Origin of the sequence: Aeromonas diversa CDC 2478-85 (assembly GCF_000819805.1) — a bacterium.
Taxonomy (GTDB): Bacteria; Pseudomonadota; Gammaproteobacteria; order Enterobacterales; family Aeromonadaceae; genus Aeromonas; species Aeromonas diversa.
The window spans coordinates 1-15,188 of the sequence record NZ_CDCE01000010.1; the positions used below are offsets into that span (position 1 = coordinate 1).

Here is a 15,188-nt window from a genome sequence, read left to right on the forward strand (position 1 = left end):
CTACCGCGAGTTCGGCAGGCCTTGGTTATCCATCCGCGCCGCACGGCGTGTGCACGCCGAGCGGCAGTACCATGCTCACCAGGTTATCCTCCATCGACACCTCGACCTTGAACCCGACCTTGCGCGCCAGGGTGACCATACCCCGATTGCTCGGCATGGTAATGCCCGAGAGCTGGCCAATTCCCTTGTCGCGGGCGTAGCGCACCATCTTTTCCATCATTACCCGGCCCAGCCCCTGCCCCTTGAGATCGGAACGTACCAGCACGGCGAACTCGGCATCTTGTCTATCCGGTGTCGACACGGCGCGCACCACCGCCAGGATCTGCTCCTGATAGGGAGGTTCCTGCCCAACGGCGACGAAGGCCATCTCCCGCTTGTCATTGATCTGTGCCTAGTGGTTTAACCTTTTCATATCGATCAAGAAGACTCAGCCACTGACTGGCGTGGGGACCGCTTCCCGTTGCGCCTCCAGGAACGGAGAAGGAACAGGATCGCTCAGTAGATGGCCGTCGTACCCTCTTCGGCCTCACTTGTAATGAGGCTGAGTATTCAGAGTCATCAGCTATACAGGCTCGCATCAGCGATCCTTCGGCAAGAGCGTGATTCGGCGCAGTGGCAGCTGGTAGAGGGTGAGTGCGCTTAATACCAGAGCAACCCCTGCGAGCTTGAGCGCGCCCAGCGGTTCCTGATAGAGGAGCACGCTCAGTATCAGAGTCCAGACGGGTTCCAGAAGCATCAATAGGGCCGCATGCGCCGTGCTCATCTGGCGCAGGGCCAGGGTGAGCAGCAGATAGCGCAGTGTCGTGGCAAGCAGCACGCTGGCGGAGAACCAGCCCCAGATGCCGGTGCTGATGGTTGTTGGCCATGATTCTGTCAACAGAGAGAGCAGTATGCCGAGCAGACCGGTGATCGCCAATTGGATGCAGGTGAGCCAGGTTGGCGAAATCGACTGGGCGAAGTGGCGGTGTACCGCTAGCTGGGTCCCCAGCATGGTCGCCGCTGCCAGAAACCAGAGCAGGGAGAGGGATACCCCCCACTGAGTGCTCCTGGAGAGCAATATCAAGCCCGCGATGGCAAGCGGCAGTGTGGCCCAGTATCGTCGTCCCGGACGCGCCTGGAAGGCTGCCCAGGCCGCTAGCGGTGCCATCAGGGTGGCGATGCTCATGATGAAGGCTCCGCTGCCGAGGGCATCACTCTGACTGATTGCCGTCACCCAAAGGAGCAGGCTACACCCCATCAGCACACCACAGGTGGCTGCACGCGGCAGCGCTCCTCTGGTTATGTCGCCTTCACGATATCGGGCCACGGGTAGCAAGAGTAGAGAGGCCAACAAAAACCGGCTGCCAATAAAGCCGGCAGGGGGCAGCTCACGTATCGCTTCCTTGGAGAAGAGCCAGCCGGCCGCAGCCAGCAGGGTGGTAAGCAGCATGAGCAGAAACGCAGCGCGAGGCATGGGATATCCGTGGCGATCGGGTGAAGTGGAGAGCATAAAGAAAAGGCGTCCGCTATTGCTAGCGGACGCCTCATTTTTCAATGGATGACTGATGTCACATCAGTTCATGCCGTAGCGCTTGAGCTTCTTGCGCAGGGTACCACGGTTGATGCCCATCATGATGGCAGCACGAGTCTGGTTGCCACGGGTGTACTGCATGATCACGTCCAGCATGGGAGCCTCGACTTCGGAGAGGACCATATCGTACAGTTCCACCACTTCTTGACCATTCAACTGGGCCAGGTAGTTACGCAGGGCCTGTTGCACAGAGTCACGCAGGGGGCGCTGGGTCGGCTCGGCGGCGTGATTGTGAGTGGTCGTTACCAATGCATCAGAAGTCAGGGTTTGTTCGAACATATTCGGTCGGCTCTTATGTTATGCGTTAACCTAATCCATCGAAATACGCTTCAAGTGCCTCAAGTTGTGCCGTGGCACATTCCAGGCCATTGAAACGCCTACGGAATTCTCGGCCCGTCTCATCCCCGTCCAGATACCATCCCACGTGCTTACGAGCGATGCGTGCCCCCAGATAGTCACCGTAGAAACGGTGCAGGTTGGCAACGTGCTCCAGCATCAGGGCCCTGACCTCATCCCGCGGCGGCGGAGGCAGAAGGGTACCTGTGGCCAGGTAGTGACGGATTTCCCGGAAAATCCAGGGTCGTCCTTGTGCAGCTCGGCCGATCATCACGGCATCGGCACCGGTATAGTCGAGGACATACCGGGCCTTCTCCGGACTGTTGATGTCGCCATTGGCGACAACAGGAATCGATACGGCCTGCTTAATCGCCCTGATGGTGTCGTACTCCGCCTCCCCTTTGTAGAGGCAGGCGCGGGTGCGACCATGCACGGCAAGGGCCTTGATACCGCAATCTTCGGCGATTCGGGCGATCTCCACGCCATTGCGGTTATCCGGATCCCATCCTGTGCGGATCTTCAAGGTGACAGGCACCTCTACTGCATCGACCACGGCGCGGCAGATGGCTCTGACCTGGACCGGATCGCGCAGCAGGGCGGAGCCTGCCAGCTTCTTATTCACTTTCTTCGCCGGACAACCCATGTTGATGTCGACGATCTGCGCCCCGTGCTCTACGTTGTAGCGGGCCGCATAGGCCATCATCTCTGGATCGGCACCGGCAATCTGTACCGAACGGATACCACCTTCTGCAGCGTGGTCCATCCGCATGCGGGTCTTCTGAGAGTCCCAGACATCCGGATTGGCCAACAGCATCTCCGATACCGCCATGCCGGCACCCAGACGCAAGCAAAGCTCGCGGAATGGACGGTCAGTGACACCGGCCATGGGCGCGACGATCAGGGGGGTATCAAGCGTGTGGGGACCTATCTGCATTACTACGGTTACCATCGGCTTAGGGCGGCGTATATTACGCATTTTTTAGGCAGGAGAAAAGGTTAGTATTTGAGCGTCAGGCAACTTTTTTTCGGAAAAAAATGCCCTCCAAGGCTTGCAAAATCTGGATAGCTTGCAAATCAGCCAATTGGTGCCGACCCGCTCCAGATGAGGGGTGAGTCAATTGTCTTTTTCTGTCTGACGCACCTTTGCGCTATCATACGGCGCTTGCGCAGAGCAAAAGCTCTAGTCAATTTATTAACATCTACAGGGTGACCATGACAGCACGGATTATCGGGATGGGGGGCGCACTGCTGTGCTGCCTCCTGTCGGTCAGGGTAGGGGCCGCAGAGGTGACGTTTGCCGAGGCATGGAGCCGTCTGCAGCAGCAGGACGAGGGACTCGCCGCCGAACGGGAGGGGGTATCGAGGGCGCAGGCCATGCGCGAGGCCGCCAAGGATCTCTATCTGCCCAAGATTGACGTGGGGGCAAACTACACCCGCCTCGATCAGCCGGTGGAGATGGACCTGATGGATCTCAACCCCATCGCCAGTCATCCCGAGTTGCTCCAGATGCTGCCAGCCCTGCAGAGCATGCTAAATGGCATACTGGCCAGTCAGGGCAAGCCGCCGCTGCCCATGCCTCACCTCTCCCGCAATGATTTCATCACCCCTCTGACCGAGCAGAACGTGGTAACCAGCTCGGTCAAGGCGCTCTGGCCCCTCTTCGTCGGTGGCCGCATCGATGCGGTGCAAGATATTCGAGCGGCCCAGGTCAATGAGGCACGTGAGCTGCTCGCTATCAAGCAGCAGGCCAGCTTCGAGAGCCTCTCCCAGACCTATTTCGGCGTGGTGTTGGCCGGCCAGGTGGTGCAGACCCGCCAAGAGATAGAGCAGGGACTGACTCACCACTATGACCATGCCAAGAAGCTTGAGGCCCAGGGGCAGATCGCCCGGGTCGAGCTGCTCTCTGCCCAGTCAGCCCTGGATCGCGCCCGTATAGAGACCCAGAAGGCGCGCCGCAGCCTCGAGATCACCGAGCTGGCACTGTCGCGGCTCATCAAGCTCGACAGTGCCGAGCCGAGCAACCCCCTCTTCGTCAACCAGCAGACCCCCGAGCTCGCTCCCCTGGTGGAGCAGACGCTGGCGGTTCACCCGGGCCTTAAGATGCTGATGGCCAAGCGGGAGCAGGCCAAGGGGCTGATCCGGGTCGAGCAGGGTAAATATGCCCCCGAGGTGTTCCTCTACGGCAACTACAACCTCTACGAGCAGGATACCCTGGCGGCCAAGATGGCGCCGGACTGGCTGGTCGGGGTGGGGGTCTCCATGCCGCTGGTGAGTCGTGACGGCCGATCCGAGACGGTCGCCGCCGCCAAGAGCGCCGAGCTGCAGGTAAACCTCCTGGAGGCCAAGACCCGCCGCGATCTCGAGCTGCTGGTCGAGAAGACCTGGCGTGAGGCGGGTCAGGCGCTGGAAGAGTATCAATCCCTCTCCTCGACCCAACAGCTGGCCGAGGAGAACGTGAAGCTGCGCGACAAGGCCTTTGGCCAAGGGCTCTCCACCTCGCTGGATGTGGTGGATGCCCGTAACCAGCTGGCCGGGGTCAAGACCCAGCGCGCCGCTGCCGCCTATCAATATGTGGTCTCACTGGCGCGCCTGATGGCCCTGGGCGGTGAGACCGATCAGTTCAGACACTACCAGCAAGAGCAGGGCATAGAGGTGACCCAATGAGCGCGTTGAAACAGAACATGGATTCCAAGCGTCCCCTGATCGTGCTCGGGGTCGTGGTGCTGACCGTCATGTGGCTGGGATGGCGCTTCTGGCTTGCCTATCAACCCGAGCCGGTGCGCCTGCAAGGGCAGATAGAGGCCCAGCAGTATTCTGTCTCTTCCAAGGTGCCGGGGCGCATCGACGAGGTGCTGGTGCACAAGGGGCAGCAGCTCAAGGGCGGGGATCTGGTCTTCACCCTGGCCAGCCCCGAGATCGAAGCCAAGCTGACCCAGGCCAAGGCCGGCGAAGCGGCGGCCGATGCCCTGGCCAAGCAGGCCGAGAAGGGGGCACGGGCCCAACAGATAGCGGCCGCCAAGGATCAATGGCAGAAGGCCAAGGCGGCGGCCGAGCTGCGCGGCAAGACCTATCAGCGGGTGGCCAGCCTCCATCGGGATGGGGTAGTGCCGCTGCAGAAACGGGATGAGGCGTGGACTGCCTGGCAGGCGGCCCGCTACACCGAAGGGATGGCCTGGCAACAGTATCAGCTGGCCCTCGAAGGTGCTCAGGCCGAGACCAAGGTGGCGGCCCGCGAGAAGGCCCGCATGGCCGCCGGCTCGGTCGCCGAGGTGGAGGCCTATCTCGCCGACACCCGCATCACCAGCCCGCACCAGGGGGAGGTGAGCCAGGTGCTGCTGCGCAGTGGCGAGCTGGCACCACAGGGCTTCCCGGTGGTGACCCTGCTCGACATGGACGATGCCTGGGCCGTGCTGCACGTGCGCGAGGATCTGCTGGCGCGTTTCCCCATGGGGCAGGAATTTGACGCGCGCATCCCGGCGCTTGGCGATGAGCCGCGCCGCTTCAAGGTGACCCACGTCGCCGTGATGGGCGACTTTGCTACCTGGCGCGCCACCGATACCCGCCAGGGCTTCGACATGCGTACCTTCGAGGTAGAGGCTCGCCCGGTCAATCCCATCCCGGATCTGCGGGTGGGCATGAGCGTGCTGGTCGAGCAGTAAATGGGGCGTGAACTTCGCCTGCTCTGGCAGGATGGCTGGGGGCGCATGCTGGCGCTCTGGCTCCCCTTGGGCATGTTACTGCTGCTCTGGTGGATCTTCTCGGCGGCCCTGGTACGGGATCTTCCCGTCGGTCTGGTCGATCTCGACAAGAGCGCCATGTCGCGCCAGCTGGCCCGCCAGCTCGATGCCTCTCCGGCCCTGCGTCTGGCCGACGAGTATGCCTCGGTGGCCGAGGGCAGCCGCGCCCTGCGCGGGGGCGAGATTTACGCCCTGGTGGTGATGCCCGCTCATCTGGAGCGGGATGCTCGCCTCGGCACCGGTCCTCGCATTACCGCCTGGAACAACGGTCAGTTCGTCTTGATCGCCAAGGTGGTCGCCAGCGCCCTGGCCCAGGTGGTGGGCACCCTCAACGGACAGGTCGGCGTGCTGCAGGCGCTGGCCGACGGCAGCGCCCTGCCGGGCGCCCTTGGCCAGTCGGTGCCCTTGAACGGTCAGGTGACGGCGCTCTATAACCTCAACTCCAGCTACGCCCAGTTTCTTCTTGGCGCCATCTTCCCGGCCGCCTGGCAGATCCTGCTCACCCTCTACGGGCTCAACGCCCTGGCACGAGAGGATCGCCTGGGGCTGAACTGGGGCGCCGCCGGGCTTTGGCCCGCGCTGGGGCGCAAGTTTGCCCTCCACTGGCTCATCGGTTGGGGCTGGGGCCTGGTATGGTGTGTGGGCCTGTACGGCCTGCTCGGCTATCCATTGCAGGGCTCGCCCTGGTTGCTACTCCTCGCCCTTGGCCTCACCAGCGGCGCCTGTGTCGCCCTCGGGATGGCCTTCTACGCCGGGATCCGCGACGCGGCGCGTGCGGTCTCAATGGCCGGCGCCCTCACGGCCCCCGGTCTTGCCTTCATGGGGATCACCTTCCCGACCGTCTCCATGGAGAGCTTCGCAACCTTCTGGCGCGCCCTGCTTCCCATCTCTCACTACGCCGATATTCAGGTGGCGGTGACAAGCCACGGGGCCGGACTGGCCGAGCTGGCGCCCCAGCTCGGCGTGCTCGCCCTGTTCTGGCTGCTGTTGCCGGTGACCGGCTACAGCTATCTGAAGGCGAGCCGCAAGGAGGCCGCATGCTAGGATTTCGCGATCTGTTGCGCCTCGAGCTGCGCAGCCTGCTGGCCGACCGGGCCATACTGTTGACGCTTTTTGGCGGCATCCTGTTTTACTCCTTTCTCTATCCCCAGCCCTATCTGCAGCAGACCCCGAGGGAGCAGGCCGTGGTGCTGGTGGACGAGGATGGCAGCCAGCTGGCCCGCCGTCTCGCCTTCATGGCCGATGCGACCCCCGAGGTAAGGCTGGTGGATCAGGTGGCGACGCTTACCGAGGCGCAGAGGCTGATCGACAGGGGAAGGGCGAGCGGCCTGTTGCACATCCCTCGCCACTTCTATCGGGACCTGATGCAGGGCCACACGGTGACCCTGAGCTACGCCGGCGATGCCAGCTACTTCCTAGTTTATGGCGCCATAGTGCAGGGGCTCGCCTCGGCAAGCGGTACCCTGGCGGCCCAAATCAAGGTGGCCAGATTGCTGGCCCATGGGGAACCCCTGCCCGGCGCGGCCAAGGGGTGGAGCGCGGTAGCGCTCAACCTGGTGCCCGTCTTCAACCCCACCATGGGATACGTGAACTACGTGGTACCGGCGGTCTTCCTGCTGATCCTGCACCAGATCCTCCTGATGGGGTGCGCCCTGCTCGGGGCAACCCAGAATCAGATCACGGTGCGCGGCGGTGAGGGTTACTGGCAGAGCGCCCCCCTGCTGCCGCTGCTGCTGGCCCGCACTCTGGTGATCGGCATCGGATATCTGGGGCCTGTCACCTACATGATGGGATTCTGCCTGCACCACTATGGGGTGGCGCGGGAGGCCAGTGCGGGGCAGGTGTTGCTCTTCCTGCTTCCCTTCGTGCTGGCGACTCTCTGGCTCGGGGTCTTGCTCGGCGCTCTCTTCGTGCGCCGCGAACTGCCGAGCCAGGTAGTGCTGGTCTCCTCGATGCCGCTCATCTTCGTGGCGGGCTTCATCTGGCCGGTGGAGATGGTTCCCCCCGCGCTTAACTGGCTGGCCCAGTGGGTGCCGAGTACGGCGGCGATCCAGGGGATGCTGAGGCTCAACCAGATGGGGGCGGCGCCGGATCAGGTGAGCCACTACTGGTGGCAACTGTGGCGTCTGGCGCTGCTCTATGGCCTGCTGGCCTGGTGGGCGCTCGGTTGGCGCCAGCGCACCCTGGCCGCCCCGCAAGCCAGCGCGTCGGCGTAGAGGCACTATCTGGCCGGCGGTGAACGAATGAAACGAAGGGGCCTGTGGCCCCTTCTTCTTATCCGCGGATCAGGGCGTCGTCGACGCAGCCGTAGATCCGGCCTATGTGCTGGGGATCCTGGATCAGGGCATGGGCCAGGCGTGCCACGTCGCTACGCCGCACCAGACCGTGCAGCTCTTCCCCTTGCGGGGCGAGACGGGCATGGCCGGTCGGCTCGCCATCCTGCAAGCCGGCCGGCCTCAGTATGGTCCACGCCAGGGCGCTGCTCTGCAGCCAGCTCTCCGCCAGCGACTTGAGGCGCACCTCGTGGCCGAAGGCGGCGCGGGCCCGCTCGGGCAGAAATGGCCAGCTGTCGCCACAGCCGAGGGAGGTGATGAGCAGCAGGCGGCGCAGGCCGCACTGCTCAAGGGTGTCGATCACCAAGCGGTTGCCCTCGAAATCGACCGGCCGCTCGGCGCGAAAGCTACCCAAAGTTGAGATGGTGAGGGCCTCCTCACCGGCTCCGGCACAGGCCAGGGCCACCGCCTCGCCATCCAGGGCATCCCCTTGCGTGACCCGCACCCCCATCGCTTCCAGCTCTACGGCCTGGGCCTGACTGCGTACCAGGGCGTGCACCTCGTGCTCCTGAGCGAGCAGATGGCGGGTGATGGCCAAGCCGAGACCACGGCTGGCGCCGAACAGCAAGAAACGAGACATTTATGAATCCTATCAATAAAATAGGGCGTCTCGATGACGCCCTTTTGTGATTAAATGAGAATTAACATCATTTGATGTTTTTTACAAGGATGACGTATGGCAACGCTGTTGTGGATGGCCCTGGGCTTGGTGTTTTTGGTGTTGGGGGCCGAGGCCCTGGTGAGGGGAGCCTCTCGTCTGGCTACCCTGGTGGGGATCTCTCCCCTGGTGGTGGGGCTCACCGTGGTGGCTTTTGGAACCAGCGCCCCCGAGCTTGCGGTGAGCGTTCAGTCGGCGCTGGACGGTCAGGCCGGCATAGCTGTAGGTAACGTGGTGGGTAGCAATATCTTCAACGTGCTCTTCATCCTGGGGATCTCAGCCCTGATTGTGCCCCTCGCCGTATCCCAGCAGCTGGTCAGACTCGATGTGCCACTGATGATTGGCATTTCGCTACTCGTGTTGGTGCTGGGTTGGGATGGTCGCCTCTCACCCCTCGAAGGCGCCTTGCTGTTCGCCGGTATCGTCTCCTACACAGTGTTCCTGGTGGTGCAGAGCCGTAAGGAGAGCAAGGCGATTGAGCAGGAGTATGAACAGGAGTTTGGTGCCAAAGAGGAGAACACCCCGCTCACCTGGGCGCGCAATTTGCTCTTTATCGTGGCCGGGTTGGCGCTGCTCATCATGGGTTCACGCCTGCTGGTGGAAGGGGCCATCGAGATTGCCCACTACTTCGGGGTGAGCGATCTGGTCATCGGGCTGACCATAGTGGCTGCCGGTACCTCCTTGCCGGAGGTGGTCACCTCTATCGTTGCCGCCCTGCGCGGGGAGCGCGACATCGCCGTTGGCAACGTGGTGGGGAGCAACATCTTCAACATCCTCTGCGTTCTGGGTCTCACCTCTATGGTTGCACCTGGCGGGCTTGAGGTCTCCGAGACCGCCCTGCGTTTCGACATTCCCGTCATGATCGCCGTGGCTCTCGCCTGTCTGCCGATCTTCTTTACCGGCTACACCATCGCCCGTTGGGAAGGGGCTCTCTTCCTGGCCTACTACGTTGCCTACACCGTTTGGTTGATCCTGAGTGCCACCTCCAGCACCCTGCAGGGCTCTTTCTTGGCTGCCATGACCGGCTTCGTGCTGCCGCTTACCGCCATCACCCTGGTGGTACTGGCCGTACGGGCATGGCGTGCGGGAAGGCAATAGGCAGGGGTAAGAGAGACGCAGAGATGCAACAGGGCTCCCGAAGGAGCCCTGTTGTTTAGCCGTGCTTGGTGCCCGAGAGGCGGCACCACTCTTCCTGGACCGCGGTCGGGTCCATGGTGAACCACTGGCCATAGATGGTCTCGAGCTCGGGGGCTTGGCTCTCCAGCACGCCGGAGAGAGCCATCAGGCTGCCCGGCTTGCCAAGGTCGGCGATGAGCGGCGCCAGCTCGCGCAGGGGGCCGGCCAGTATGTTGGCGACCACCACGTCGGCCTTGAGGCCGGCCGGCTGATCCGCCGGCAGGTAGAGCTCGAGGCGCTCGGCCACGCCGTTGCGCTCGGCGTTATCACGGCTGGCCTGGATGGCCTGGGGATCGATGTCGATGCCGATGACGCGCTCGGCGCCGAGTTTCAGGGCGGCGATGCCGAGGATGCCGGAGCCACAGCCAAAATCGACTACCGTCTTGCCGGCCAGATCCTGGCCGTCGAGCCACTTCAGGCACAGGGCCGTGGTGGGGTGGGTGCCGGTGCCAAACGCCAGGCCCGGGTCGAGCATGACGTTGACCGCCTCGGGATTGGGCACTTCGCGCCAGCTCGGGCAGATCCACAGGCGCTCGCCAAACTGCATGGGGTGGAAGTGATCCATCCACTCGCGCACCCAGTCCTTATCCTCGAGCTGCTCTACCTTGTAGCCGACCTCTTCGCCGAAGATCTGTTGGAAGAAGGCGACGATAGGGGCCGGATCGACCTCGGCATCGAACAGGCCCATCACCTCGGTCTCGCCCCACAGGGGGGTCTCTCCCGGCATGGGCTCGTAGACGGGCACGTCCTTGGCATCCATGAAGGTGACCGCCTGGGCGCCACGCCCCAGCAGCATGTTGCTCACCTTGTCGGCGCTCTTGGCGGTGGCGTTGATCCGAATTTGTATCCAGGGCATGGCATCGACTCTTAACAGTAAAAAACCGCGGGATTCTATCACCCGGGGGCGCGGGTGTCGAAAAGCAAAAAGGGAGCCTAAGGGCTCCCTCTGTCAGTCATGCGGGTTGGCAGGGCGGCATCAGCCGGCCATCTGCTTCTCCTTGATCTCGGCCAGCGTCTTGCAGTCGACGCACAGATCGGCGGTCGGACGGGCTTCCAGCCGGCGGATGCCGATCTCGATGCCGCAGTGCTCGCAGTAACCGAACTCGTCCTCTTCGAGCAGCTGCAAGGTCTTCTCGATCTTCTTGATGAGCTTGCGCTCACGGTCACGGGTACGCAGCTCGAGGGCAAATTCCTCTTCCTGCGCTGCGCGGTCGACCGGATCCGGGAAGTTGGCCGCTTCGTCCTTCATGTAATCAACGGTGCGATCCACTTCCTGCATCAGCTGATTACGCCAGGCCGCCAGAATCTTGCGAAAGTGCGTCTTTTGACGCTCGTTCATGTATTCCTCACCCGCTTGTTCCTGGTAAGGCTCTACACCCGCAATGGCCAGGGGGCCCAGAGATTTCCTGTTTTCGCCTGTTGGCATGCCCTGTCTCCTAATACTGCACGCTGCCCGTGCCATCCATAATTCGAGGCCGGTATCTATATCAGATGGGTAACGGTGTGGCAAACGAGCCTTTTCATTATTGTTACTCCATGCAGATTTATTCCGCCCCGTCGGCTCACTCTCCATCGGTTTCGAATGGAATAAAGCCTTGTGGTTCAATACCCTTGACTCCAACATGGGGCCGATAGCATAAAATTTCAACCCCTGCCTCTCTCGCCGCCGTAATGAGCTGACTATAGTGCGGATCGATATGGCTCGCCGGTTTCATCTTCTCGATGCCAGAGTGCAGCACCATAAAGAGCAGCACGGCGCGATGACCGGCCGCCTTCATGACCATCAGCTCGCGCAGATGCTTGGCGCCACGCGCCGTCACCGCATCGGGAAAGTAGCCCATGCCATCCTCCCGCCCGGCATCGAGCAGGGTGACCGACTTGACCTCCACATAGCAGGACGGGCGTGCGTCGTCCTCCAGCAGCAGATCGATGCGGCTCCCCTCTTCCCCGTATTTGACCTCGGGGCGCAGCCGCGCGTAGCCACCGAGCGGCCCGATCTCGCCCGCCTCGATGAGCTCGCGGGCGATCTGGTTGGCCCTGGCCGTGTTGACGCAGATGAAGTGGCCGCGCGGGCTCTGGGCGATTTCCCAGCTGTGGGGCAGCTTGCGCTTGGGGTTGCTCGAGGTGGAGTACCAGACCCGGGTGCCGGGGTCGGCGCAGCCGGTCATGGCTCCTGTGTTGGCGCAGTGCACAGTGAGGGTGGTGCCCGCGTCCAGTTGGACGTCGGTCAGGAAGCGTTTGTAGCGCTGGATCAGCAGGCCGCTTTCGAGCGGCGGGTGAAATTTCATGCAGAGACTCGCGATCGCAGCGGCCAGCAGGCCAGGGGCCGGTAACGGACCCCTTGCTCGCTACTGACCGACTGATAGAGACAGAAGCTGTCGGCGTGCAGGACGAAGGCGGGGGCCGGCAGTTCGGCCGGAGCCTCGCTTGCCTTGCGCGACAGGGTGACGTGGGGGTGATAGTGCTGCTCGCCATTACCCAGGCCGAGGCGTGCTCCCAGGCGTTGCAACTCGCGGGCAAACACTGAGAGTTCGTTGGGCCAGTGCGCCGGGCCAATCCAGGCTGCCTTGGCGCGGGCAAACCAACCGCAGGTGTCGAGGGTAATGGTGAGCGGCGGGCAGTGGAGCCGGGCCGCGCCCGCCATCAGTGCCGCACGCTGCTCTTCACTCGCTTCGCCGAGAAAGGCCAGGGTCAGGTGGAAGTTATCCGGGGGGACCGGCACACCGGGCCAAGGGCGGCCGTCCCGAAAGGCCTGGAGGGGGGCGGCCAGCTCTCGGGCCGGTAGTGCGAAGAAGAGTCGGGGCAAGGTAAAACCTCTCGGTACGGCGTCACGGCAGGGGCAAAGTGTGGCATCATAGGCGCCGTTTTTATCATGACGGAAGCGCTGATTTGTCGACCCTGCCGATCGCCGACCTGCTCCCCGCCATCGAGGCGGCCCTATCGACCCATAACCAGCTGATTTTGCAAGCTCCTCCCGGTGCAGGCAAGTCGACCCTGCTGCCGTTGGAGCTGGTGCGCCGGGAGCGGATAGCGGGGCGCATCATCATGCTCGAGCCGCGCCGGCTGGCGGCGCGCAACATCGCCAGCTACCTGGCCGCCCGGCTCGGCGAGAAGGTGGGGGAGCGCATCGGCCTGCGGGTGCGCGGGGAGAGCCGGGTCAGCCGGCAGACTCGCCTCGAGATAGTGACCGAAGGGGTGCTCACACGCATGTTGCAGCAAGACCCGGAGCTGACCGGCGTCGATCTGCTGATCTTCGACGAGTTCCACGAGCGCAGCCTGCACGCCGACACGGCGCTGGCCTTCGCCCTCGAGAGCCAGCAGGCCCTGCGCGATGATCTGCGCATCCTGGTGATGTCGGCGACCCTGGATGGCCTGCCGCTGGAGCGACTGCTGAGCGAGGCCCTGGTGCTGCGCTCCGAGGGGCGTAGCCACCCGGTCGAGTGCTTCTATCGGCCCTGGAGCCGCCAGCAGCGTCTCGAGCCCCAGCTCGGCGCCGTGGTGTTGGAGGCGCTGGCCAATCACGCCGGCAGTGCACTGGTCTTCCTGCCGGGGCAGGGGGAGATAGAGCGTCTCGCCGAGTGGCTGCGCGAGCGGGTGGCGGGGGACGTGGACATTGCCCCCCTCTATGGCCGGCTCGATATCCGCGCCCAGCAGGCGGCCATCGATCCGGCGCCGGCCGGGCGGCGCAAGTTGGTACTCACCACCAATGTGGCCGAAACCTCCCTCACCATCGAGGGGATCACCCTGGTCATCGACAGCGGCCTGGAGCGGCGTGCCCAGTTCGATCTCAAGAGCGGCGTGACCCGCCTGGAGACCCGCCAGATCGCCCGCGCCTCTGCGGTGCAGCGGGCCGGCCGTGCCGGCCGTCTCGCCCCCGGAGTCTGCTATCGCCTGTGGAGCGCCGAGCAGCAGGACCGGCTCGACGAGCAGAGTCCGCCCGATCTGCTGACTCAGGAGCTGACCGGCCTGATGCTGGAGGCGGCCCAGTGGGGTAGCCGGGTCGAGGCGCTGCCTCTGCTCGATACGCCCCCTGCCGGCGCTCTGGCGGCGGCCGAGGGGTTGCTCAGGTCGCTCGGAGCCCTGCACGGGGAGCAGCAACTCACCCCCCACGGACGCGCCATGGCACGCCTCGGCACCCATCCTCGTCTGGCGCACCTGCTGCTGCGGGCCGTAGAGCTCGAGGTCGAGGGTCTGTCAGGGATTGTCGCCGACGCCTGTTATCTGGTAGCCCTGCTGGAGGAAGATCTGCGAGGATCGGATCGCCTGTCTGTGCTGTTCGGTCGCCGTGCCGGTGGCTTGCGTGCCCAGGCCCAGCGTTGGTTCGAACGGATAGGGGCGCGTCCGACCCAGCCCGCAGGCCAGTGGCTGGGGCTCTTGTGCGCCCTGGCCTGGCCCGATCGCATCGGCCGGCTGCGTAGCGGCAGCCGCTACCAGCTCGCCGGTGGGGTGAGTGCCGATCTGATGGACGATCATCCCTGCACCGGCGCGCGCGCCCTGGTGGCGGTCAACATGGGTCAGAGCGATCGGGGCAGCCGCATCTTCGTGGCCGAGCCGGTCGAGCTGGACGAGCTGGTGCGCCACCTGCCCGAGCTGGTGGGGGAGCGCGACCACTTCGCCTGGGACGAGCAGGCCGACCGGGTGCGGGCCGAACGCCAGCGTACCCTGGGTGAGCTGGTACTCGGCAGTGAGCCGCTCGCTGCCTTGAGTGACGAACAGAAGGGGCGCTGCCTGCTCGACGGGGTGCGCCGCAAGGGGCTGCACTGTCTGCCCTGGGACGAGGCCAGCGAAGGCCTGCTGGCGCGCCTGCGCTGCGCCGCCGACTGGCTGCCCGAGCAAGATTGGCCCGCAGTGAGCGAGGCCGCGCTCACAGCCGGCCTCGAGCAGTGGCTGTTGCCGGCCGTGCTCGGCATGACCCGACTCGAGCAGTTGAAGCGGGTCGATCTGGTGGCCGCGTTGCGCGCCCAGCTGCCCTGGCCACTGCCGAGCTTGCTCGACGAACAGCTGCCGGTCTATTTCACCGCACCGACCGGCACTCGGGTGCGCATCCGCTATGTGCCGGGCCAGGCGCCGGCCATTCCGGTACGCATCCAGGAGATGTTCGGCCAGGCCAGCACCCCGTGCGTGGCCGGTGGCCGGGTGCCGCTGCTGGTGGAGCTGCTCTCGCCAGCCCAGCGGCCGCTGCAGATCACCGCCGATCTGGCCGCGTTCTGGGCCGGGTCATACGAACAAGTGAAGAAAGAGATGAAGGGGCGCTATCCACGTCACTACTGGCCGGATAATCCCCTGGAGGCGATGCCGACCCGCTTCACCAAGAAGCGGATGGAGCAGGGCTGAGCCTCAGGCTAACGACAACGAATCACCCGTTTGGGAAAAGTGGA

General features: G+C 64.0%; 14 protein-coding genes and 1 pseudogene. 6 read left to right on the forward strand and 9 right to left on the reverse strand.

The genetic code is table 11. The annotated features are described in order from the left end of the window. Positions 1–25 precede the first annotated feature (25 nt). From BN1121_RS01810 to dusB, 4 genes and pseudogenes are all read right to left on the reverse strand, one after another. Positions 26–388: pseudogene (locus tag BN1121_RS01810) on the reverse strand (GNAT family N-acetyltransferase); the annotation flags it as partial. Between the two features lie 189 nt (positions 389–577). Next, complete coding sequence (locus BN1121_RS01815) at positions 578–1,453, reverse strand: DMT family transporter (protein WP_005352161.1); 876 nt, start codon at positions 1,451–1,453, stop codon at positions 578–580. A gap of 99 nt (positions 1,454–1,552) precedes the next feature. After that, positions 1,553–1,849 (reverse strand): DNA-binding transcriptional regulator Fis, encoded by a 297-nt coding sequence (gene fis / locus BN1121_RS01820; protein ID WP_005352164.1) that lies wholly within the window; start codon positions 1,847–1,849, stop codon positions 1,553–1,555. Between the two features lie 25 nt (positions 1,850–1,874). Further along, the gene (gene dusB / locus BN1121_RS01825; protein WP_005352166.1) at positions 1,875–2,840 is read right to left on the reverse strand and encodes a tRNA dihydrouridine synthase DusB; all 966 of its coding nucleotides are present in this window, start codon (positions 2,838–2,840) and stop codon (positions 1,875–1,877) included. 278 nt (positions 2,841–3,118) lie between these two features. On the opposite strand from dusB, the gene BN1121_RS01830 reads away from it, so the two are divergent. The 4 genes from BN1121_RS01830 to BN1121_RS01845 are packed head-to-tail and all read left to right on the forward strand — an operon-like array spanning position 3,119 to position 7,859. Beyond that, entirely contained in the window at positions 3,119–4,570 is a 1,452-nt protein-coding gene (locus BN1121_RS01830) for a TolC family protein (protein WP_043157437.1), read from the forward strand. Positions 4,571–4,587: 17 nt separating this feature from the next. After that, positions 4,588–5,565: an HlyD family secretion protein gene (locus BN1121_RS01835; protein ID WP_005352172.1), complete on the forward strand. Its 978-nt coding sequence runs from the start codon at positions 4,588–4,590 to the stop codon at positions 5,563–5,565. Beyond that, positions 5,566–6,687 (forward strand): ABC transporter permease, encoded by a 1,122-nt coding sequence (locus BN1121_RS01840; RefSeq protein ID WP_005352175.1) that lies wholly within the window; start codon positions 5,566–5,568, stop codon positions 6,685–6,687. It abuts the gene before it with no gap. Then, a complete protein-coding gene (locus tag BN1121_RS01845) occupies positions 6,681–7,859 on the forward strand; it encodes an ABC transporter permease (RefSeq protein WP_005352178.1) in 1,179 nt (392 codons plus the stop codon). The genes BN1121_RS01840 and BN1121_RS01845 overlap by 7 nt, the downstream gene beginning before the upstream one ends. Positions 7,860–7,917: 58 nt before the next feature. On the opposite strand, the gene BN1121_RS01850 is transcribed toward BN1121_RS01845, so the two are convergent. Further along, entirely contained in the window at positions 7,918–8,556 is a 639-nt protein-coding gene (locus tag BN1121_RS01850) for an SDR family oxidoreductase (RefSeq protein ID WP_005352180.1), read from the reverse strand. A gap of 96 nt (positions 8,557–8,652) precedes the next feature. On the opposite strand from BN1121_RS01850, the gene BN1121_RS01855 reads away from it, so the two are divergent. Continuing rightward, positions 8,653–9,732, forward strand: a complete 1,080-nt coding sequence (locus BN1121_RS01855) for a calcium/sodium antiporter (protein ID WP_005352183.1) — start codon at positions 8,653–8,655, stop codon at positions 9,730–9,732. A 55-nt stretch (positions 9,733–9,787) separates the two neighbouring features. On the opposite strand, the gene prmA is transcribed toward BN1121_RS01855, so the two are convergent. The 4 genes from prmA to thpR all read right to left on the reverse strand — a co-directional run bounded on the left by prmA (position 9,788) and on the right by thpR (position 12,616). Beyond that, positions 9,788–10,666 (reverse strand): 50S ribosomal protein L11 methyltransferase, encoded by an 879-nt coding sequence (gene prmA, locus BN1121_RS01860; protein ID WP_005352194.1) that lies wholly within the window; start codon positions 10,664–10,666, stop codon positions 9,788–9,790. Between the two features lie 120 nt (positions 10,667–10,786). After that, a complete protein-coding gene (dksA, locus tag BN1121_RS01865) occupies positions 10,787–11,236 on the reverse strand; it encodes an RNA polymerase-binding protein DksA (protein ID WP_005352197.1) in 450 nt (149 codons plus the stop codon). A 136-nt stretch (positions 11,237–11,372) separates the two neighbouring features. Further along, positions 11,373–12,098: a DNA/RNA nuclease SfsA gene (gene sfsA / locus BN1121_RS01870; protein ID WP_005352199.1), complete on the reverse strand. Its 726-nt coding sequence runs from the start codon at positions 12,096–12,098 to the stop codon at positions 11,373–11,375. Further along, on the reverse strand, positions 12,095–12,616 hold the full coding sequence (gene thpR / locus BN1121_RS01875) for an RNA 2',3'-cyclic phosphodiesterase (RefSeq protein WP_005352203.1): 522 nt from the start codon (positions 12,614–12,616) through the stop codon (positions 12,095–12,097). Before thpR ends, sfsA begins: the two co-directional genes overlap by 4 nt. 83 nt (positions 12,617–12,699) lie before the next feature. Between thpR and hrpB the strand changes: the two genes are divergently transcribed. After that, positions 12,700–15,144 carry an ATP-dependent helicase HrpB gene (hrpB, locus tag BN1121_RS01880; RefSeq protein ID WP_005352206.1) on the forward strand — a complete coding sequence of 815 codons (2,445 nt, stop codon included), beginning with the start codon at positions 12,700–12,702 and terminating at the stop codon, positions 15,142–15,144. Positions 15,145–15,188 lie beyond the last annotated feature (44 nt).